Annotated in this window: 19 protein-coding genes; all 19 read left to right on the top strand. The window is 71.8% G+C overall.

Annotated features, from left to right (window positions below):
• Nucleotides 1-31 precede the first annotated feature (31 nt).
• Complete coding sequence (gene ftsY / locus HMPREF2833_RS11420) at nucleotides 32-1,150, top strand: signal recognition particle-docking protein FtsY (RefSeq protein ID WP_070638348.1); 1,119 nt, start codon at nucleotides 32-34, stop codon at nucleotides 1,148-1,150.
• Nucleotides 1,151-1,414: 264 nt separating this feature from the next.
• Nucleotides 1,415-2,728: an ammonium transporter gene (locus tag HMPREF2833_RS11415; RefSeq protein WP_246829137.1), complete on the top strand. Its 1,314-nt coding sequence runs from the start codon at nucleotides 1,415-1,417 to the stop codon at nucleotides 2,726-2,728.
• Nucleotides 2,725-3,063, top strand: a complete 339-nt coding sequence (locus HMPREF2833_RS11410) for a P-II family nitrogen regulator (protein ID WP_019308968.1) — start codon at nucleotides 2,725-2,727, stop codon at nucleotides 3,061-3,063. Before HMPREF2833_RS11415 ends, HMPREF2833_RS11410 begins: the two co-directional genes overlap by 4 nt.
• Nucleotides 3,064-3,252: 189 nt before the next feature.
• On the top strand, nucleotides 3,253-4,818 hold the full coding sequence (gene ffh, locus HMPREF2833_RS11405) for a signal recognition particle protein (protein WP_070638343.1): 1,566 nt from the start codon (nucleotides 3,253-3,255) through the stop codon (nucleotides 4,816-4,818).
• Nucleotides 4,819-4,824: 6 nt separating this feature from the next.
• Complete coding sequence (locus tag HMPREF2833_RS11400) at nucleotides 4,825-5,319, top strand: NUDIX domain-containing protein (protein WP_070638340.1); 495 nt, start codon at nucleotides 4,825-4,827, stop codon at nucleotides 5,317-5,319.
• Nucleotides 5,316-6,233, top strand: a complete 918-nt coding sequence (locus HMPREF2833_RS11395; RefSeq protein ID WP_070638337.1) for a hypothetical protein — start codon at nucleotides 5,316-5,318, stop codon at nucleotides 6,231-6,233. Before HMPREF2833_RS11400 ends, HMPREF2833_RS11395 begins: the two co-directional genes overlap by 4 nt.
• Nucleotides 6,234-6,433: 200 nt before the next feature.
• Nucleotides 6,434-6,862, top strand: coding sequence for a 30S ribosomal protein S16 (gene rpsP / locus HMPREF2833_RS11390; RefSeq protein ID WP_019308972.1), 429 nt, complete (start codon nucleotides 6,434-6,436; stop codon nucleotides 6,860-6,862).
• Between the two features lie 2 nt (nucleotides 6,863-6,864).
• Complete coding sequence (locus tag HMPREF2833_RS11385; RefSeq protein ID WP_029603087.1) at nucleotides 6,865-7,107, top strand: RNA-binding protein; 243 nt, start codon at nucleotides 6,865-6,867, stop codon at nucleotides 7,105-7,107.
• A gap of 125 nt (nucleotides 7,108-7,232) precedes the next feature.
• Complete coding sequence (gene rimM / locus HMPREF2833_RS11380) at nucleotides 7,233-7,802, top strand: ribosome maturation factor RimM (protein ID WP_070638334.1); 570 nt, start codon at nucleotides 7,233-7,235, stop codon at nucleotides 7,800-7,802.
• 3 nt (nucleotides 7,803-7,805) lie between these two features.
• On the top strand, nucleotides 7,806-8,651 hold the full coding sequence (gene trmD / locus HMPREF2833_RS11375; protein ID WP_070638329.1) for a tRNA (guanosine(37)-N1)-methyltransferase TrmD: 846 nt from the start codon (nucleotides 7,806-7,808) through the stop codon (nucleotides 8,649-8,651).
• Between the two features lie 175 nt (nucleotides 8,652-8,826).
• On the top strand, nucleotides 8,827-9,189 hold the full coding sequence (gene rplS / locus HMPREF2833_RS11370; protein WP_012398134.1) for a 50S ribosomal protein L19: 363 nt from the start codon (nucleotides 8,827-8,829) through the stop codon (nucleotides 9,187-9,189).
• 10 nt (nucleotides 9,190-9,199) lie between these two features.
• Nucleotides 9,200-9,889, top strand: a complete 690-nt coding sequence (lepB, locus tag HMPREF2833_RS11365) for a signal peptidase I (RefSeq protein WP_180956157.1) — start codon at nucleotides 9,200-9,202, stop codon at nucleotides 9,887-9,889.
• A gap of 86 nt (nucleotides 9,890-9,975) precedes the next feature.
• Nucleotides 9,976-10,737, top strand: coding sequence for a signal peptidase I (gene lepB, locus HMPREF2833_RS11360; RefSeq protein WP_070638322.1), 762 nt, complete (start codon nucleotides 9,976-9,978; stop codon nucleotides 10,735-10,737).
• Nucleotides 10,734-11,492, top strand: coding sequence for a ribonuclease HII (locus tag HMPREF2833_RS11355; RefSeq protein WP_070638319.1), 759 nt, complete (start codon nucleotides 10,734-10,736; stop codon nucleotides 11,490-11,492). Before lepB (HMPREF2833_RS11360) ends, HMPREF2833_RS11355 begins: the two co-directional genes overlap by 4 nt.
• A 276-nt stretch (nucleotides 11,493-11,768) precedes the next feature.
• Complete coding sequence (locus HMPREF2833_RS11350) at nucleotides 11,769-12,200, top strand: YraN family protein (RefSeq protein ID WP_371441079.1); 432 nt, start codon at nucleotides 11,769-11,771, stop codon at nucleotides 12,198-12,200.
• A 2,010-nt stretch (nucleotides 12,201-14,210) separates the two neighbouring features.
• Nucleotides 14,211-15,764 carry a YifB family Mg chelatase-like AAA ATPase gene (locus tag HMPREF2833_RS11345; RefSeq protein WP_070638312.1) on the top strand — a complete coding sequence of 518 codons (1,554 nt, stop codon included), beginning with the start codon at nucleotides 14,211-14,213 and terminating at the stop codon, nucleotides 15,762-15,764.
• Nucleotides 15,761-17,038, top strand: a complete 1,278-nt coding sequence (locus HMPREF2833_RS11340; RefSeq protein ID WP_070638309.1) for a DNA-processing protein DprA — start codon at nucleotides 15,761-15,763, stop codon at nucleotides 17,036-17,038. Before HMPREF2833_RS11345 ends, HMPREF2833_RS11340 begins: the two co-directional genes overlap by 4 nt.
• Complete coding sequence (locus HMPREF2833_RS11335; RefSeq protein ID WP_083311034.1) at nucleotides 17,010-18,167, top strand: tyrosine-type recombinase/integrase; 1,158 nt, start codon at nucleotides 17,010-17,012, stop codon at nucleotides 18,165-18,167. Before HMPREF2833_RS11340 ends, HMPREF2833_RS11335 begins: the two co-directional genes overlap by 29 nt.
• Nucleotides 18,168-18,371: 204 nt before the next feature.
• Nucleotides 18,372-18,875: a DUF3145 domain-containing protein gene (locus HMPREF2833_RS11330; RefSeq protein ID WP_019308985.1), complete on the top strand. Its 504-nt coding sequence runs from the start codon at nucleotides 18,372-18,374 to the stop codon at nucleotides 18,873-18,875.
• Nucleotides 18,876-19,025: the final 150 nt, after the last annotated feature.

Here is a 19,025-nt window from a genome sequence, read left to right as displayed (position 1 = left end):
GCCTGGCAGTTTATGGGAGATTAGACGGGTGATGACTCCTGAACTGATGTGGATCGTGATAGCCGCCGCGGTGGTGGTGCTGCTCGTGGTGTTCGGCGTGCTGCTGCTGCGCAAACCCAAGGCACCGAAGGGCGGGTACCAGGGCACCCGCGACCTCGACGACGTCCCGGGTCTGGACGAGGGCGAGGTGCTCGAGGACCGCCCGGTCAGCACCCTGGAGCGCCCCGAGTCCGCGCGCGGTCGCCTGGCGCGGCTGCGCGGGCGGCTCGCGAAGTCCAACAACGTTCTCGGCAAGGGCCTGCTCGTGCTGCTCTCGCGCGAGCGCATCGACCAGGACACGTGGGACGAGATCGAGGACACGCTGCTCATGGCGGACCTCGGCACGGACGCGTCCCTGGAGCTCGTGGAGAACCTCAAGAAGCGCGTCCGCGTGGACGGCACCAAGGACCCCGCGCAGCTGAAGACCATGCTGCGCGAGGAGATGCTCGCGCTCGTGGACCCCACCCTGGACCGTTCCCTGCGCACGGAGTCCGCTCCCGGCAAGCCCGCCGTGGTGCTCGTGGTGGGCGTCAACGGCGTGGGCAAGACCACCACGGTGGGCAAGCTGGCCCGCGTGCTCGTGGCCGAGGACAAGGACGTCATGCTCGGCGCCGCGGACACCTTCCGCGCCGCCGCCGCGGACCAGCTCGAGACGTGGGGCGTCCGCGTGGGCGTGCCCACGGTGCGCTCCGAGCATGAGGGCGCGGACCCCGCCTCCGTGGCGTACGACGCCGTGAAGGCCGGGATCGAGCAGGAGTCCGACGTCGTGCTCGTGGACACCGCCGGCCGGCTGCAGAACAAGGCCGGTCTGATGGACCAGCTCGGCAAGGTCAAGCGCGTGATCGAGAAGGCCGCCGCGGTGGACGAGGTGCTGCTCGTGATCGACGCGACCACCGGGCAGAACGGCATGACCCAGGCACGGGTCTTCGCCGAGGCCGTGGACATCACCGGCATCGTGCTCACCAAGCTGGACGGCACCGCCAAGGGCGGCATCGTGGTGGCCATCCAGCGCGGGCTCGGCGTGCCCGTCAAGCTCATCGGCCTGGGGGAGGGCCCGGACGACCTCGCGCCGTTCAACGCCGAGCAGTTCGTGGACGCGATCATCGACTGACGTCCCCGGTTCCCGCACCACGACGGCGTCCGCTCCCTTCCCGGGGGCGGGCGCCGTCGTTGCGTGCGGACCGCTCTGGCGGGGGCCGCCCCGTGCCCACCATGTGAGATGCGGCACCCCGGTTTAACGTGTGCGTCACACGAGCGGCGCATTCGAAACACGCTCGTTACGCCCTGGCGAACCCGGCGGTAACACGGGCGCCGTTGACTGGTCCCCGGAAGCGCAAAGGATGTGCTGGCACGAGACAGGGACGAGGTGATCCGGGTGGAACTGACCGCCGGACACGTGTGGATGGTGGTGGCTGCGGGGCTCGTGTTCTTCATGACCCCGGGGCTCGCACTGTTCTACGGAGGCATGACCCGGGCCAAGGGCGTGCTGAACATGATGATGATGAGCTTCGCGGCCCTCGGCGTGGTGGGGGTCGTGTGGGTGCTGTGGGGAGCGTCGATGCTCAGCGGCGACCCCGTGCTGGGCGGGCTCACGGCCAACCCGTTCGCGCACGCGGGGCTGCAGGGTCTGCTCGGCACCGAGGACCTGCTCGCCTCGGACTTCTCCGTGACGTTCGCCATCATCACGGTCGCGCTGATCTCCGGCGCGATCGCGGACCGCACGCGCTTCGGCACGTGGGTGGTGTTCACGCTCGTGTGGGTCACCCTGGTGTACTTCCCGCTGGCCTACATGGTGTGGGGCGACGGGCTGTTCTCGGAGGAGGGCGCCCTGGGACGGATCGTCGGTGAGCCCATCGACTTCGCGGGAGGGCTCGCCGTGCACATCAACGCGGGCGTCGCGGCCCTCGTGCTCATCCTGCTGATCGGGGCCCGCCGCGGCTTCGGCCGGGACTCGGGGCAGCGCCCCCACAACCTGCCCCTGGTCATGCTGGGCTCGGCCATCCTGTGGTTCGGCTGGTTCGGCTTCAACGCCGGGGCCGCCACCACCGTGGAGCAGGCCGCCCTGGTCTGGACCAACACGCTGGTGGCCCCGGCCGCCGCGATGCTCTCCTGGCTGCTCACCGAGCGGATCCGGGACGGCCACGCGACGTCGCTCGGGGCGGCCTCGGGCGTCGTCGCCGGCCTGGTGGCCATCACCCCGGCGTGCGCGAACGTGACCCCGCTGGGTGCGATCGGGCTCTCGGCTGTGGCCGGTGTGCTCTCGGCGCTCGCGGTGGGGTTCAAGTACCGGATCGGGCTGGACGACTCGCTGGACGTGTGCGGCGTGCACCTGGTCTCGGGCATCGTGGGCACCGTGGCGCTGGGATTCCTGGCGGTCCCCTCCGAGGGACGCGCAGGCCTGCTCCACGGGGGCGGCTGGGGCCTCATGGGCTCGCAGCTCGCGGCCACCGTGTTCGTGGCCCTCTACACGGGCGTGCTCACGCTGCTGATCGGGCTGGTGCTCCAGGCCACCATGGGGCTGCGCATCACGCGCCGTGACGAGATCATCGGCGTGGACCTCACGCAGCACGCGGAGTCCGCGTACTCGCTCAAGGACGAGGCCACCGGATCGTTCGCGGGCCACGGCACCCACCGCCCGCTGCCCGGCACCGCCGAGGCTCCCGTCCCCGCGAAAGGAAGCAACCCGTGAAACTCGTCACCGCAGTGGTGCGCCCGGAGAAGTTCAGTGACGTCAAGGACGCCCTGGAGAGCTACGGCGTGCAGGGGATGACCGTGCTCACCGTGCACGGCTACGGCCGCCAGCGCGGACACCGGGAGGTGTACCGGGGCGCGGAGTACACCGTGGACCTGCTGGAGAAGGTGCGCATCGAGACCGTCGTGGAGGACGCCGAGGCCCAGGAGGTCGTCACGGTGGTCGTCGGCGCCGCCCGCACCGGTGAACCCGGGGACGGCAAGGTGTGGGTCACCCCCGTGGAGCACGCGGTGCGCGTGAGCACCGGGGAGCGGGACGACGTCGCCCTCTGAGTCCCGGCGCGGCCGACGGTTTCGCGCCCCGGGCCCCCACGACCGCTCCGCCCGTGCCGCGGCCGCGGCCCGGGCAACCCACGGCGGCCCCCGCACCGGGGGCCGCCGTGCGGTGCGCGCGGGCCCGCGCCCGCTTGCTAACCTGGGACACCGAATCATCCGTCGTCCGAGGAAAGCAGCGACCTCCCCGTGTTCAATTCACTGTCCGACCGGCTCACAGCAACGTTCAAGAACCTGCGCGGCAAGGGCAGGCTCTCCGAGGCGGACATCGACGCCACCGTGCGGGAGATCCGCCGCGCCCTGCTCGAGGCGGACGTGGCCGTGCCCGTGGTGCGGGAGTTCACCGCGGTCATCAAGGAGCGCGCGCTCGGCGCGGAGGTCTCCGAGGCGCTGAACCCCGGCCAGCAGGTCGTGAAGATCGTCAACGAGGAGCTGCAGAACGTCCTCGGCGGCGAGACCCGCCGCATCAACCTGGCCAAGACCGGCCCCACCGTGATCATGCTCGCGGGCCTGCAGGGCGCCGGCAAGACCACCCTGGCGGGCAAGCTGGGCAAGTGGCTCACGGACCAGGGGCACAAGCCCGTGCTCGTGGCCTCCGACCTGCAGCGCCCCAACGCCGTGACCCAGCTGAAGGTCGTGGGTGAGCGTGCGGGCGTGGCCGTGTTCGCCCCGGAGCCCGGCGCCACCTCGGAGTTCGACGACCCCACGGGTGATCCCGTGAAGGTCGCCCGGGACGGTGTGGACTTCGCACGCTCCAAGCTCTACGACGTGGTGATCGTGGACACCGCCGGGCGCCTGGGCATCGACCAGGCACTGATGAACCAGGCGCGGGACATCCGCGACGCCGTGGACCCGGACGAGGTCCTGTTCGTGATCGACGCGATGATCGGTCAGGACGCCGTCAACACCGCCAAGGCGTTCGACGAGGGCGTGGACTTCACCGGTGTGGTGCTCTCCAAGCTGGACGGTGACGCCCGCGGTGGTGCGGCGCTGTCCGTGCGCGCGGTGACCGGCAAGCCCATCATGTTCGCCTCCACGGGCGAGGGCGTGCGGGACTTCGAGCAGTTCCACCCGGACCGCATGGCCTCCCGCATCCTGGACATGGGTGACGTCCTCACGCTCATCGAGCAGGCCGAGCGGCAGTGGGACAAGACCGAGGCCGAGCGGATGGCCAAGAAGTTCACCGACCAGGAGGACTTCACGTTCGAGGACTTCCTGGCGCAGATGCAGCAGCTGCGCAAGATGGGATCCATGAAGAAGATGCTCGCCATGATGCCGGGCGCCGCCGGCATGCGGGAGCAGCTGGAGAACTTCGACGAGCGCGAGATCGACCGTGTGGAGGCCATCGTGCGCTCCATGACCCCGCACGAGCGCGTGGCCCCCAAGATCATCAACGGCTCCCGCCGCGCCCGCATCGCCCGCGGCTCCGGCGTCACGGTCTCCGAGGTCAACCAGCTCATGGAGCGCTTCGCCCAGGCCCAGAAGATGATGAAGCGCCTGGCCTCCGGGCAGGGCGTCCCCGGCATGCCCGGTGGGATCCCTGGCATGGGCCGCGGCGGCGCCGCCAAGAAGGGCAAGGCCAAGAAGAAGGGTTCGCGCTCCGGCAACCCCGCCAAGCGGGCCCAGGAGCAGGCGGCACTCGCGTCCGGGCAGAAGCCGGCCGCGAAGGGCAGCGCGTTCGGCACCCAGGGCAAGGACCTGGACGCCGAGTCGCTCAACCTGCCCAAGGGCTTCGAGAAGTTCCTCGGAAAGTAGGCATCCATGGGTTCGTACCTCCCCGACGACGAGCTGCGCGAGTTCATCGCCACGCTGCCCACCCGGCGGCTGGCCTCCGCCGCGGTCATCCGTGACGAGCACGGCCGCGTGCTCGCGGTGGAGCCCAACTACAAGGACGGGTGGACCCTGCCCGGCGGCACGGTGGAGGCGGGGGAGGACCCGCGCACCGGGTGCTTCCGTGAGGTGGTCGAGGAGGTCGGACTGCACCTGCCCGAGGGTCGGCTCATCGCCGTGAGCCACGGTGTGGGCATGGGCATGTGGGGGGACTCGGTCTCGTTCCTCTACGACGGCGGCACCATCCCGTCCGACACCCCGATCACCGTGCAGGAGGAGGAGCTGCTCTCCTACCGCTGGGTGGCGCCCGAGGACCTGGAGACGGTCATGCCGGCAGGCATGGCCGAGCACCTGCGGGCGGCCATCGAGGCCCTCGAGGCCGGCACCGTGGTGGAGCGCGTGATGCACGGGGGTTCCCGCTCATGAGCGAGCGGCCCGCACCGCGCACCGTGGTGCTCGTGCGCGCGGACGCCCCCGAGCTCCCGTTCGTGGCGTCCGCCCTCGGCCTCGGCTTCACCGCCGTCTCACGGGACGGCTGGTCCGCGGTCGTGCTTCCGGAGGGTGTGGATCCTGCTGGGCTGGCCGCCGCGGGGGACCCGCGCAGCATCGCCGTGCGCCTGGACTCGGACGGCAGCGCACGCGCGCTGCGCGTCTACCCACCCGTGGCCGCGCTCGATGCCCGTGAGGACTGGGGCACCCAGTTCGACGAGCTCGAAGAGTCCACCACGCTGCGCTGGCCCGCCGTCCACGAGGACCCCGTGGCGGGGCTGCTGGCGGGCGCGCGAGACGCCGCCGGTTCGGACGGGCCCCCCGTGGACCGTGGCACGGACGGCGACGCCGCGGCGTCGGCACCCGAGGGCAACCTCACGGCCGCGGCGAGCATCGCGTCCCTGTGCGACCTCGATCCCGCTCAGACGGCACGGCTGGAGAACTACGCCCGCACGGCGAGCTCCGCCCTGCTGCTGGAGTCCGTGCTGCAGCTGCTCGGGCTGCCCGTGGTCGCCGCGAAGATCGTGGAGGGCCAGCGGGAGGTCTCGGAGCTCGACGGGGTCACCCGCCACGAGCCCCGCCCCGCGGCACTGTCCGTGCTGGACGCCGCGAGCGTCGAGCCCAGCAGCTCGGACGTGCTCTCCCGCCTCCAGCGGGCCTACGTCCGCAGGCCAGGACTGCTGCTCGCCCTGGGCGGCGCGGAAGCCGTGCTCGGCGCGGGGCTGGCCGGTCTGGCCGCGCGGGGTGGACGCAGTGCCAAGGTGCTGGGATCGGCCTCCGCGCTCATGCTGTCCGACGCCGCCCTGCAGGCCGCGCTGTGGGCCTCCGTCCGCTCGCGCAGGAATCGCTGAGCCCTCCGCCACCCCGCTCGCGTCCCGTCACCGCGTGCGCCGGCCGGTTTGACAGCTGTGGCACAATGGACGGGTACTCGAACCGTGCGGACCCTCTCACCGTGCGTGACTTCGTGTCCACAGGAAACCCACGTGCTGCCCGCCCCACGGGCTGGCGTGTGCGGTGACCGATTCCATTCGAAACAGGAGTAACCACACAAGTGGCAGTCAAGATTCGTCTCAAGCGTATGGGCAAGATCCGCGATCCCCGCTACCGCGTGGTCGTCGTCGATTCCCGCAAGAAGCGCGACGGTCGCGTGATCGAGGAGGTCGGCGTGTACCAGCCGACCGAGAACCCCTCGTACATCAACCTGGTGTCCGATCGCGTGCAGTACTGGCTCGGTGTGGGCGCGCAGCCTTCCGAGGCCGTGCTCGCTCTCATGAAGATCACCGGCGACTGGCAGAAGTTCAAGGGCCTGCCGGGTGCCGAGGGCACGCTGAAGCAGCCCGAGGGCAAGACCCCGTTCGTCGCCCCGGACAACGGCTCCGTGATCATTCCCGAGGCCATCACCCCCAAGGCTGAGAAGGCCGAGGAGGCACCCGCCGAGGACGCCGCTCCCGCAGAGGACGACGCCGAGAAGGCAGAGTGAGCATGCTCGCGGAAGCCCTGGAGCACCTGGTCCGTGGCATCGTGGACAACCCCGAGGATGTCTCGGTGCGTTCCCGCGACAACCGCCGCGGCGAGACGCTCGAGGTGCGCGTGCACCCGGATGATCTGGGTCGCGTGATCGGACGCTCGGGACGCACGGCCAAGGCCCTGCGCACCGTCGTCTCGGCACTGGCTTCCGGCGAGAGCGTGCGCGTGGACGTGGTCGACACCGACCGCCGCCGCTGAGCGGACGCAGCACTCGTCACGGCCCCCGTTCCCTCTCGAGGGGAACGGGGGCCGTGTGCATACCGGATGCGGTCCCCGGACACGGACCGCGCAGCACCCAGCAGGACGTCCCTGGAGGAGAAGACATGAGCGTTCGGGTCGCCCGGATCGGCAAGCCGCACGGTGTGCGGGGGGAAGTGACCGTGGAGCTGTTCACGGATGATCCGCAGTCACGCTTCGCGCCGGGCTCGGTGCTGAGCGTCCAGCAGGCGCGCGGTGGCCGCCGGGGCCAGGGCGCCGACCGCCCCGAGCCCCTGCGGGTCGAGAGCCTGACCGTGGGCGGGCACCGCTGGAACAAGGACGTGCTCGTGGCCCGGTTCGAGGAGATCCGTGACCGCAACGCCGCCGAGGCCGCCCGGGGTCTGGAGCTCCACGCGGAGGTCGCGGACCTCCCGCTGGAGGACGACGAGTGGCACCAGGACGACCTCCTGGGTCTCGTGGCCGTGGACCTCACCCGTGACGAGGCGCGGATCGGCACCGTCAAGGCGCTGATCCAGGGCAGCGCGCAGGACCTCCTGGAGATCACCCCGGAGAAGGGCGGGCGTGCCGTGCTCATCCCGTTCGTGGAGGAGATCGTCCCGGAGGTGGACCTGGACCGCGGGCTGGTCCTCGTGACCCCGCCCCCCGGTCTGCTCGAGCTCGGCGAGGACGACTGAGCCGTGCGCATCGACGTCCTGAGCATCTTTCCTGAGTACCTGGAGCCCTTGAAGCTCTCCCTGATCGGCAAGGCCGTGACCGACGGTCTGCTCAGCCTGCAGGTCACCGACCCCCGCCAGTTCGCCACAGACCGGCACCGCACCGTGGACGACACCCCCTACGGGGGCGGCGCCGGGATGGTCATGAAGCCCGAGCCGTGGGCGCAGGCCCTCGAGACCGTGGTGCGCGCCGGCGCGGGGGCCGGCCGTGCGGCGTCGTCGCGCCCCGTGCTGGTCGTGCCGTCCCCGGCGGGGGAGGTGTTCACCCAGGAGGTGGCGTACGAGCTGGCCGAGGAGGAGCACCTGGTCTTCGCGTGCGGGCGCTACGAGGGGATCGACGAGCGTTTCATCGACTGGGCGCGGGACGAGGTGCGGGTGCGCCCCCTGAGCCTGGGCGACTACGTGCTCAACGGGGGAGAGGTGGCCGTGCTCGCGATGGTCGAGGCCGTGACCCGGCTGATCCCGGGGGTGATCGGCAACCCCGAGTCCCTGGCGGAGGAGTCGCACACGGGCGGGCTGCTGGAGTACCCGGTGTACACCAAGCCCGCGCAGTGGCGCGAGCGTACCGTTCCGGACACGCTGCTGTCCGGGCACCACGGGTGGATCGCGCGCTGGCGGCGCGACCAGCAGCTGGTGCGCACCGCACGCCGCCGCCCCGACATGGTCCTGGCCCTGGACCCCGCCACCATGGATCGCGCGGACCTCGCGGTGCTGGCCGAGGAGGGGTTCACCGTGGCCGGCGGGCAGTGGCGGCGCTCTGATCGCACCACACCGCAGGGCGCACCGGAGGACCCGTCCGATATGGCATAATGGGCGGCTGTGTGTGCGTCGGGCACGCCCCTGCCGCAGGGGGGAGAGCGACCAACGACGCACCGCCCGGGACGGCCACTTCACGTCCTGTCCCGGAACCTGGAGCACGTGCACCCCGCGGGGTGGCGCGCGAACCACACGTGAGAGACCTGCGGCGATCACGAGGAGTCACATCATGAACATTCTTGACCAGCTTGATGCCAAGTCCCTGCGCGACGACGTCCCCGACTTCCGTCCCGGCGACACCCTGAACGTGCACGTGAACATCGTGGAGGGCAACCGCTCCCGTGTCCAGGTGTTCAAGGGCTTCGTCATGGGCCGTCAGGGCTCCGGCGTGCGCGAGACCTTCACGGTCCGCAAGGTCAGCTTCGGTGTGGGCGTGGAGCGCACCTTCCCGGTGCACTCCCCGATCATCGACAAGATCGAGCTCGTGAGCCGCGGCGACGTCCGTCGCGCCAAGCTGTACTACATGCGCGACCGTCACGGCAAGGCTGCTCGCATCCGCGAGAAGCGCGAGTCGAGCGCCTCGAGCAAGTAGGACTCACCGGGTGCCTGAGCACACGGAACACGCAGAGGACCCGGCACCTGCCGGGTCCTCTGCCGTGAGACGGCCCGTTTCCACCCGGCGCTGGTGGTTGCGCGTGATCGCCGCCGCCCTCGCGACCGCGCTCGTGGTCACGGTGCTCGTGCGCGGGTTCGTGCTGGACGTGTACTGGGTGGGCTCGGACTCCATGGAGCCCACGCTCGAGGGCGGAGACCGGGTCCTCGTGAACAAGCTCGTGTCCGAGGACGACATCCAGCGGGGTGATCTCGTGGTCTTCGACGGCCGAGGCACCCTGGACCCGCTGCACTCCTCCGACCCCTGGTACGAGCAGGCCGCGGACACCGTGGGACAGTGGCTCGGCCTCACCGGCTCGGACACCATCTACGTCAAGCGGGTGACCGCGGTGGCCGGGGACACCGTCTCGTGCTGCACCGCCGAGGGCCTGATCACGGTCAACGGTCAGCCCCAGCACGAGGACTACGTCTACCCTGGTGATGCACCGTCGGACATCCCGTTCACGGTGCGGGTCCCCCCGGGACGGGTGTGGCTCATGGGCGACCACCGCAGCGTGTCGGTGGACTCCCGTTCGTTGCTGGGCGCCCCCGGCGGTGGCCTGATCCGCACGGAGCGCATCGTGGGCACGGCCGAGAGAGTGGTGTGGCCGCTGGACCGGGCCCGCTCTCTCGAGGGGTGAACCGCATCCGCACGTGCCGGTGAGCGCGGCAGCGCCTCCCGGCACCTCCCACCCGGAACCGTCAGAACGCAGAGAAGGACAGTGCAGTGGCTGAGCAGCACGACGCCGGCGCCAACGGCGCCCACCCCCAGGACGACGCCGCCCAGCCCACGCGGCGCGGCAGCGGCGGCAGCGCCGCCAAGAGGTCACCGGGATGGAATGCGGTCCGGGAGGTCCTGATCGTCATGGCGCTCGCCGTGGTCATCGCCTTCGTGGTCAAGACCTTCCTGGTGCGCGGCTACTACATCCCCTCGGGCTCCATGGAGCAGACCCTCGAGCTGGACGACCGCATCTTCGTCAACGTCATCGGTGCCAAGACCGGTCACATCGACCGCGGGGACATCGTGGTCTTCGACGACACCCAGGGCTGGCTGCCCGAAGCTCCGGAGACCCGCACCGGGCCCGTCCGCGAGGGCCTCGAGTTCGTCGGTCTGCTGCCGGACAGCAGCCAGCAGGCCCTGGTCAAACGCGTGATCGGTGTGGGCGGCGACCACGTGACGTGCTGCGACGCCTCCGGGAAGGTGTCTGTGAACGGCCAGCCGCTCGACGAGCCCTACATCTACCCCGGAGCCGCGCCCTCCGACTTCGCCTTCGACGTCACCGTTCCCGAGGGCAAGGTCTTCGTGATGGGCGACCACCGCAACGCCTCGGCGGACTCCCGCTTCCACATCGAGACCGGTACCCAGTTCGTGAGCGAGGACGACATCGTGGGCACGGCCTTCGTGATCGCCTGGCCGCTGGACCGGTTCCAGTTCCTGCACAACCCCGAGCAGACCTTCCAGGACGTCCCCGCGGCCGGCGGGCAGTGAGCCCCGCGCGCTCCGCCCCGGCCACCACCCTCGACGTGGAGGTGTTGCTCGCTCAGCGCGGGGCACGCTTTGTGGCGGGGATGGACGAGGTGGGCCGCGGTGCGCTGGCAGGTCCCGCGAGCGTGGGCGTCGTCGTGCTGGACGTCCCAGCCCTGCTCGCAGACAAGCCGGCGGCGGGTGCCTCCCAGGGCGGGCAGGCGCCGTCGACGCCGGACGGTCCGGGACCGCGCGCGCCGCACCCCTGGGAGGGCGTACGGGACTCCAAGGCCCTCAGCCCCGCCCGCCGCGCCGCACTGGCACCCACGATCGGCGCGTGGGCCGCGGCCACGGCGGTCGGCCACGCTCAGCCGCGAGAGATCGACGAGCTGGGGATCAACGCCGCGCTGCGGCTCGCCGGCCTGCGCGCCCTCGGGGCGGTGCGTGCTGCGGGCGTGCCCGTTGACGCACTGATCCTGGACGGCTCGTACAACTGGCTGGACGCTCCGGCGGTGCTGGGCCAGGCCGAGGACCCGGTCGAGCTGCCTGCCGTGGTGCACACGCTGGTGAAGGCGGACGCGCAGTGCGTGAGCGTGGCCGCCGCGTCGATCCTGGCGAAGGTCGAGCGCGACGCCCTCATGGGGCAGCTGCACCGGGAGCACCCGGACTACGGCTGGGCTTCCAACAAGGGGTACGGCAGCGCGGCTCACCGTGCGGCGCTCGCGGAACGGGGCACCACCGACCACCACCGGCTGAGCTGGAACCTGGGCGGGCGGTAGTTCGCGCAAAGGGCTCTGCGGAGCCCCGGTCGGCGTTCGCGCGGTGGGCTCGGCGGTCGGCGTTCGCACGGCGGCTTCAGCGGTCGGGCTGTGGTTGCGGCCTGGGTGCACGCGGCTCCGCGACAGGGAGTGTCGGGGAGACCGGACGGCCGGTCGGCCCGGGCGAGCGCGGGTGTGCCCTGCGGCTCGGCGAGCTCCTCGCGCCGGCCGCCATCCGCCCTCCACACCAGCGGGCCCGGGGCGCCGCTGCGCCTTGATCGGCCCCACAGTGGGGTCATGACCGCGCCCGCAGCCCACCGCCCCGAGCACCAGTCGAGCCCGAACCCACCCGGGGCTCCCCACATGAGCACCGGGCGAGCCGGCGAAGACCTGATCGCCGGCCTGCTGGAGCGCTCCGGATGGACCGTGAGGGACCGTAACTGGAGACCGGCGCCGGCCCCGGGACGCCCTCGGGGCGAGCTGGACATCGTGGCGGAACGCCACGGCGCCGTCACGGTCTTCGAGGTCAAGACACGCACCGGAGGGGACTTCGGCCACCCGTGTGAGGCTGTGGGTGCAGAGAAGCTCCGGCGCCTCCACGTCCTCGCCCGTGCCTGGGCCCGTGAGAACGGTCAGGCCGGGGTCCCGTCCGTGGACGTGGTTGCCGTGCACTGGCCCAGAGGGTCCTCTCCACGTGTGGAGCACGTGGGTTCCATCGGCTGGCTCTGACCTCGGGGCCACCCCGGCGGCCCCCCTGGCCGGGCCGCCCGGCTGCTCGGGGCAGGGCCGCCCACCGCGACGTGGCACGTCATCCGGCCCGCGGATGCTGCTCGGGGGTGGACACATTCACGGGGATGCACCGTGCATTAGGAGATCTCCTGTGCGGCGTGTCACGGTATGACGGGGCAGGAACCGGGAGTCCGTGGACGGGGGAATGGCATGAGAACCGCTGCGTGGTTGCCGCATGCGTTGTCTGCCACCGCTGTGGCGGCCGCCGTGGCACTGGGCGTCGTCGCGTGCTCCCAGACGGGCAACGATCCGAGCGGACATCCCACCGTCAGCTCATCCGTGGTCTCGGCGGACGGCGACCTGCACCCCGGCACCTTCCGCGCCTCGCTGCCCAACGGCGCCACAGTGAGGATCGCGGTCCCCGCGGCGGTCCCGTCCAGTGACGAGCTTGAACGGCTGCGGCGGGAGGCGGGGGTCGAACGGGCCACCTACGCCACGGTGGAGATCGACAACGCCCGGGGCCACTCACCGGTCTCCGTGAGCCGCCTCATCCTCACGGCGCGCGACGGCGCCACCTACCAGCTCGAGCACGTGTCACGGGCGGTCGAGAAGTGGCGGCCCCGGTCCTTCGAGGGCACCTACCGGGCGCCGGACGGTTCAACCCTCTCCCGGGAGAAGGCGTGCAAGGTGAAGCGCAGGATCGCCGACGCGGCGGACGCCGCCACAGGCCCCGTCCCCGCCGGGCAGAAGGGACGCAACGTGCTGGTGGGGGACATCGACGGGATCCCGGATCGCTTCGCGAGCCTCGAACTCGTTCCCGTGATCGGTGACCGTGAAGCCGCACCGGTACGGCTGCAGCCCGACACGGGGCGCCACGGGGACACGGGCACGGAGTCGTGGGATCCCACCATCCCGCTGGAGGACGACGAGTACCAGGAGGACCCCGGGGACGGGTCGAGGGGGCCCGGCGGGGACCTGCCTGATCCGCTGCCGGAGGAGCCTGCTCCGTCCGGTACCCCCGCGCCGGGCGCGCCGGTGGACCCTGCCCTTCCCGGACCCGCGGAGCCGGACCCGATCGTGCCCGGCCCCGGGGATCCCGGCCCGGGTGATCCGGGTCCGGTGGACCCGGGGCCCGTCGATCCCGGGCCCGTCGACCCGGGCCCGGTGGACCCTGGGCCGGTGGACCCCGGACCCACCGACCCCGGGCCCGTGGATCCAGGGCCCGTGGAACCAGGGCCCGTGGAACCAGGCCCCGGAGATCCCGGCGGAGGAGAACCTGGCGCTGGGGGCCCGTCCCCCGGAGTGCCCGACCCGAGCATTTCCGCGCCCAGCGGAACGGTTCCTGCGAGTGTCGCTCCGGCCCTTCCGGCCCCTGCTCCCGCCATGCCGCATCCCCCGGTGCCGAGTGCCCCTCCGACGGCGACGCCGGCTCCCACGGCGCCGGGGCCGTCCCCCGTCGAAACCTTTGCTCCCGACGTGCCGGGGGCGCGCCCGGCCCCCACGCGGGGCCACACCGTGCCCGGCTCACCTCCAGCGCTCCCGGCCCCGCCTCCTACGGCGCCCAAGCCACCTGCGGCGCCGTCGCCCGCTCCCGGCCTGCCCGGGTCATCCCCATCCCCAGTTTCCGCCTCCGGGGCGCCGACAGCACATCCTGGGTCGGCGCTCGGACCCACGGCGCCCGTGTCATCCCCGACGTCGTCCCCCGCGGCGTCAGAACCGGGGGAGCTGCCGCCACCAGAGGCCCGTCCCGAGGATCCCACGATGCGCTGGTCGACGACGCGCGGTCTCTCGGCGGACCCAGCGATCAGCTCCGAACCGCTCTCGCGTCCCGGGCCATCGACGGGCCTGAGAAGCCACCGCACTCTCTGACGCCTTCGACGCGCCTGGGGCGCGGTGAGCGCCCTGCACACTCCACGAGAATCGTGGTGGCCTCAGTGGCGGGGGAGGCACGGTGGGTGCCATGACATCAGTTATCGCCCAACCTCCCCGCGCCGCTCTGGCAGGTGCCCGGTGAAGGGGTTCGCCCGCAGTCGCAGTGTCGCCCTGATCGGCCTGGAGGGGCACGTGGTGGACGTGGAGGCGGACATCGGACAGTCGCTGCCGGGGTTCACGATCATCGGGCTGCCGGACCAGGCGGTCAACGAGTCCAAGGAACGCATCCGTTCCGCGGCACGTCATGCAGGTGCCCCGCTGTCCCCTCGCAAGATCACGGTCAACCTCTCACCGGCCACACTTCCCAAGCGCGGTTCGCACTTCGACGTCGCCGTCGTGATGGCGGTCCTCAGCGCCCAGGGCGTGGTGCGTGTCCCCCCGGACACCGTCTTCTTTGCGGAGCTGGGGCTGGACGGCTCCCTGCGCCCCGTCCGGGGAGTGCTTCCGGCGGTCCTGGCGGCCGTGAGGGAGGGCTGCCCTCACGTCGTGGTGGCGGATGCCAACCGGGCGGAGGCCGAACTCGTCACGGGCGCAACCGTGAGCTCAGCTGGGCATTTGGCCCGTCTGCTGGTCCAGCTCGGGGCAGATCCCGCGCTGGCGGCCCGGGCGGAGCCCGCCGCGACGGGGCCCTCGCCCACCCCACAGTCGCGGGCGGTGCCCCAGGACCAGGATCCGCGGGATCTGACTGACGTGGTGGGTCAGATCGAGGGGCGTAAGGCCCTGGAGATCGCGGCCGCCGGTGGCCATCACCTGCTCATGGTCGGCCCACCGGGTGCGGGCAAGACCCTGCTCGCGGAGCGCCTGCCGGGGATCCTCCCGGACCTTGAGGACGAGGACTCGCTCGAGGTCACCTCGGTCCACTCCCTCCGTGGAGATTCCGGGTGCTCGGCCCTGATCAGGCGGCCACCTTTTCAGGCCCCGCACCACGGGACCACCATGCCCGCCATGTGCGGGGGAGGCAGCGGCATGCCTCGGCCCGGTGCCATCTCCCTGGCCCATCGTGGCGTGCTCTTCCTGGACGAGGCGCCCGAGTTCGACCGCAGGGTGCTGGACGCTCTGCGACAACCCCTCGAGTCCGGCACGGTCACGATCGCGAGGGCCCAGTCCGTGGCGCAGTATCCCGCCGCGTTCCAGCTCGTGCTGGCCGCCAACCCCTGCGCCTGCGGGCACGCGGGCGGCACCGGACAGGCGTGCACGTGCAGCTCCGTGCAGCGCCGCCGCTACTTCGGGAAACTCTCGGGTCCGCTGCTGGACAGGGTGGACGTGCAGCTGCGAGTGCCCGCGGTGACCTACCACGAGCTCAGCGCGGTGTCGGGGGATGCTCCCGAGAGCAGCGCGACCGTGGCGCAGCGGGTCGCGCAGGCCCGGGGCGCCCAGCAGGAACGGCTGCGTTCTCTGGGCTGCCGACTGAATGCCAGCGTCCCCGGGGCGCTGCTGCGCCGCAGACTTTCCCCGGGTGCGGACGCGGTGGAACCATTGAGGGCCGCCATGGAGCGCAGGGCACTCACGGCACGGGGATTCGTGAAGGTCCTGCGCGTGGCGTGGACCCTCGCGGACCTCGACGGCGCGGTGGTGCCCACCCGCGAGCACGTTCAACTGGCCCTCTACTTCAAGACCACGGTGACGACATGACCGGCGACCAGTTCAGCCAGAACGCTGCAGATTTCCAGCACCCGGCCGATTCCACGGAGGACGTGAGGGCGTGCCGCACTCGTCTGGCCCGCATCATCGAACCGAGCGACACGGCCGGACTGCTTCTGCTGCGCGCGCTCGGGCCCCAGGTGCTGTGGCGGAGCATCACCGAGCTGCAGGAACCCACTCGCGCCCTGCGCTCCGTGCTGCACAAGGCGACGCAGGAGTGGCTTCCGGGTTCCCGGACTCCCGACCTGACCGCCCGCTTCGAGGCCTGGCGGTCCAGGTTGCCGGTCCCCGCGACGGACGTGGAGCAGCGCCACGCCCTGCGCGTCGGTGCCTGGACGGTGATTCCGGAGGACCCGGACTGGCCCGGACAGCTCGCTGATCTGGGGCTGCAGCAGCCGATCGTGCTGTGGGGACGCGGAGACCGGGCGCTTCTGGGACGTCTCCGGGGCAGCGTGGCCGTGGTGGGGTCCCGCAACGCCAGCGCGTACGGTGCCGCCGTGACGAGGGGCATCGCCCAGGAGCTGGTGGCGGCCGACCGGTGCGTGGTGTCCGGGGGCGCCTTCGGGATCGACGCCGAGGCGCACACCACGGCATTGCAGACGGCTGCGGGGCCCGGGGCCACCGTGGCGGTCCTGGCCTGCGGCGTGGACCGGTTCTACCCCGCGGGTAACGCCGAGCTGCTCGGGCGGATCTGCCAGCGCGGCCTGCTGCTGAGCGAGGTGCCTTTCGGGTGCGCTCCCACCCGGTACAGGTTTCTTCAGCGCAACCGGATCATCGCGGCCCTCACGTGCGCCACTGTGGTCACGGAGGCCGCATGGCGCTCGGGATCCCTGAACACGGCGCGGCACGCCGCGGGGCTCTCCCGGGAGGTGGCGGCCGTGCCCGGTGACGTGCTCGTGGGCAGCTCGGCGGGGTGCCACCGCCTCGTGCGGGAGGACCACGCGGTGCTCGTCAGCAACGGGAGCGAGGTTCTCGAGCTCGTGGCACCGCTGGGCACCCCGCCCGACGAGACCCACCCAGGCGCGAGCGGTCTGGACCGTCGTCCCGAGGACGACCTGGACCCCCAGCTGCTGCGCCTCTTCGACGCCCTGCCCCTGCACCGCGATGCGGATCCCTCGTCGCTCTGCCGCGTCTCGGGGCTGGCGCCGGGGGACGTCCTCGCCGGTCTGGCCACTCTCCGGGAGCGCGGCCTGGCCACGGACTCGCTCCTGGGGTGGCGACGGGTAGGCTCCCAGCATGGCCGGCCAGGACGAGACCCCCGCTGACGGACGCACCCTCACGGACGGGCGCACACCCGCTGGCGGACCTCCCGCCCCGGGCGGACGCACACCCGCTGGCGGACGTCCCTCGGCGGTCGAGCGCACCGTCGCGGTGGGACGAGCAGCCACGAACGGGAGATCCGCTCCCCAGACGCGCGCGTCCCGGTCCGTCGACGCCGCCGAGCGGACGTCCCCGGCGACGAGCACGGAACCCGGGCCGCTCGATCACTACCTGCCAGGATTCCGTGCCCATCTCGGACTCGAGCGCTCGCGCAGCGACAACACGGTTCGGGCCTACACCACCGACATCGCGGACCTGTCGCGCTGGATGCATGGGACGGGCATCGACGACATCGACCTGCTGGACAGGGACGCCCTGCGCGGCTGGCTCGCCGACCGGCACCAGCGGGGACTGGCTCGCAGCTCGATCACCCGGGGCATCGCCGCTGTGCACACGTTCTTCCGCTGGGCCGTGGACACCCAGGGCCTGCGTCACGATCCGGCCGCCGGGCTCAAAGGCCCCCGCCCCGCCCGCCACCTGCCGGAGGTCGTCGGAGCCACCGCACTGTCCACCATGCTGGAGACTCTCGCGGACACGGCGCTGGGGGAGCACGAGGACGAAAGGGCTGCCGCGCTGGCCGCGCGGGACTGGGCCCTGCTGGAGCTGCTCTACGCCACGGGTGCGCGCATCGGCGAGCTGGTGGGGGCGGACCGTGCCCACCTCGACCGCACGCAGCACGTGCTCACCGTGACGGGCAAGGGGAACAGACAACGGCGAGTGCCCTACGGACAGAGGGCGGGGGAAGCACTCGCTCTCTGGGAGCACCGGAGGCCGGCCCTGGCAGGGCCGCGCGCCGCTGATGCCCTGTTCCTCGGGGCTCGAGGGGCGCGCATCGATCCGCGCGTAGCCCGGGGGGTCGTCGCGAGGGCGCTCGACACCGTTCCGGACACCGGCGCCCGCGGCCCCCACAGCCTGCGGCACAGCGCGGCCACCCACCTGCTGGACGGGGGAGCGGACCTGCGCAGCGTGCAGGAGCTCCTGGGCCACGCCACCGTGGCCACCACGCAGATCTACACCCATGTGTCCGTCGATCGGCTCCGAAAGGCGTATTCACAGGCTCACCCCCGAGCTTGACATTCGAGCTCGCAGTGCCCACCAGGTTGACCGTGGGTGGGCCCTGCTGGACAATGAACCAGAGTGCGGAAGTTCGCCCCGGCCTCGAATCCGTGGCGGACGTCACCTCGCTCGTTTCAACTGCATCACGGCGCCGGGCTGGCAGCGCTGAACCTCCGAGCAGGACGTTGGGGAAGACGTACCTACACGACGGAGGAACAGGCTATGTCTTCACCCACCACGCGCGGAGTGCTCTACGTGCACTCCGCGCCCCAGGCGCTCTGCCCCCACATCCAGTGGGCACTGGAATCCGTGTCGCATCGGCGGACGGATCTCGAGTGGACCCCGCAGAACGCCGAGCCGGGTTGCGTCCGCACCGAACTCGAGTGGTCCGGCCGTGCGGGCACCGGTGCGCTTCTCGCGTCCGCCCTTCGCACCCTGGGCCGGGTGCGCTTCGAGGTGACCGAGAACGCCAGCCAGGGCAGTGACGGGTCCCGGTGGTCCTTCACCCCGGACCTGGGCATCTTCCACGCCACCACGGACGTCGCCGGGAACATCTGCGTGAGTGAGGACCGGATCCGCTACGCCTTCGAGGCGGCCGGGGGAGACCCCGCCGCCGTGGTGGAGGAGCTCTCGCTTGCGCTGGGTGAGGCCTGGGACGAAGAGCTCGAACCGTTCCGCCACGCGGCCGAGGGCGCCCCCGTGCGCTGGCTCCACCGCGTGGGCTGATCGAGGGCACGCCCGACCACCTGCACACACGCCTCCCGGGCAGCGCAGCCGCACCTCCGTCCGCAGCGCGCGCTGCCCCCCACCACGGCGCAGTGGCGGGGGCCGTCTCTGGTGAGGTGGTGCAATCCATGACCTGGGGGTTCTGATCCC

This window comes from Kocuria sp. HMSC066H03 (genome assembly GCF_001812045.1).
Classification (GTDB): Bacteria; Actinomycetota; Actinomycetes; order Actinomycetales; family Micrococcaceae; genus Kocuria; species Kocuria rhizophila.
Note: the sequence above shows the minus strand (reverse complement) of the source record. Positions and strands in the feature narration are given on the sequence as shown.

Excerpts from the sequence above, each read along its gene's own strand:
- ftsY (WP_070638348.1), top strand. The coding sequence starts at position 32 with ATGACTCCTGAACTGATGTGGATCGTGATAGCCGCCGCGGTGGTGGTG.
- HMPREF2833_RS11340 (WP_070638309.1), top strand. The coding sequence starts at position 15,761 with ATGACCGGCGACCAGTTCAGCCAGAACGCTGCAGATTTCCAGCACCCG.
- HMPREF2833_RS11385 (WP_029603087.1), top strand. The coding sequence starts at position 6,865 with ATGCTCGCGGAAGCCCTGGAGCACCTGGTCCGTGGCATCGTGGACAAC.
- HMPREF2833_RS11330 (WP_019308985.1), top strand. The coding sequence starts at position 18,372 with ATGTCTTCACCCACCACGCGCGGAGTGCTCTACGTGCACTCCGCGCCC.
- HMPREF2833_RS11400 (WP_070638340.1), top strand. The coding sequence starts at position 4,825 with ATGGGTTCGTACCTCCCCGACGACGAGCTGCGCGAGTTCATCGCCACG.
- HMPREF2833_RS11350 (WP_371441079.1), top strand. The coding sequence starts at position 11,769 with ATGACCGCGCCCGCAGCCCACCGCCCCGAGCACCAGTCGAGCCCGAAC.
- HMPREF2833_RS11335 (WP_083311034.1), top strand. The coding sequence starts at position 17,010 with ATGGCCGGCCAGGACGAGACCCCCGCTGACGGACGCACCCTCACGGAC.
- rimM (WP_070638334.1), top strand. The coding sequence starts at position 7,233 with ATGAGCGTTCGGGTCGCCCGGATCGGCAAGCCGCACGGTGTGCGGGGG.
- HMPREF2833_RS11395 (WP_070638337.1), top strand. The coding sequence starts at position 5,316 with ATGAGCGAGCGGCCCGCACCGCGCACCGTGGTGCTCGTGCGCGCGGAC.
- rplS (WP_012398134.1), top strand. The coding sequence starts at position 8,827 with ATGAACATTCTTGACCAGCTTGATGCCAAGTCCCTGCGCGACGACGTC.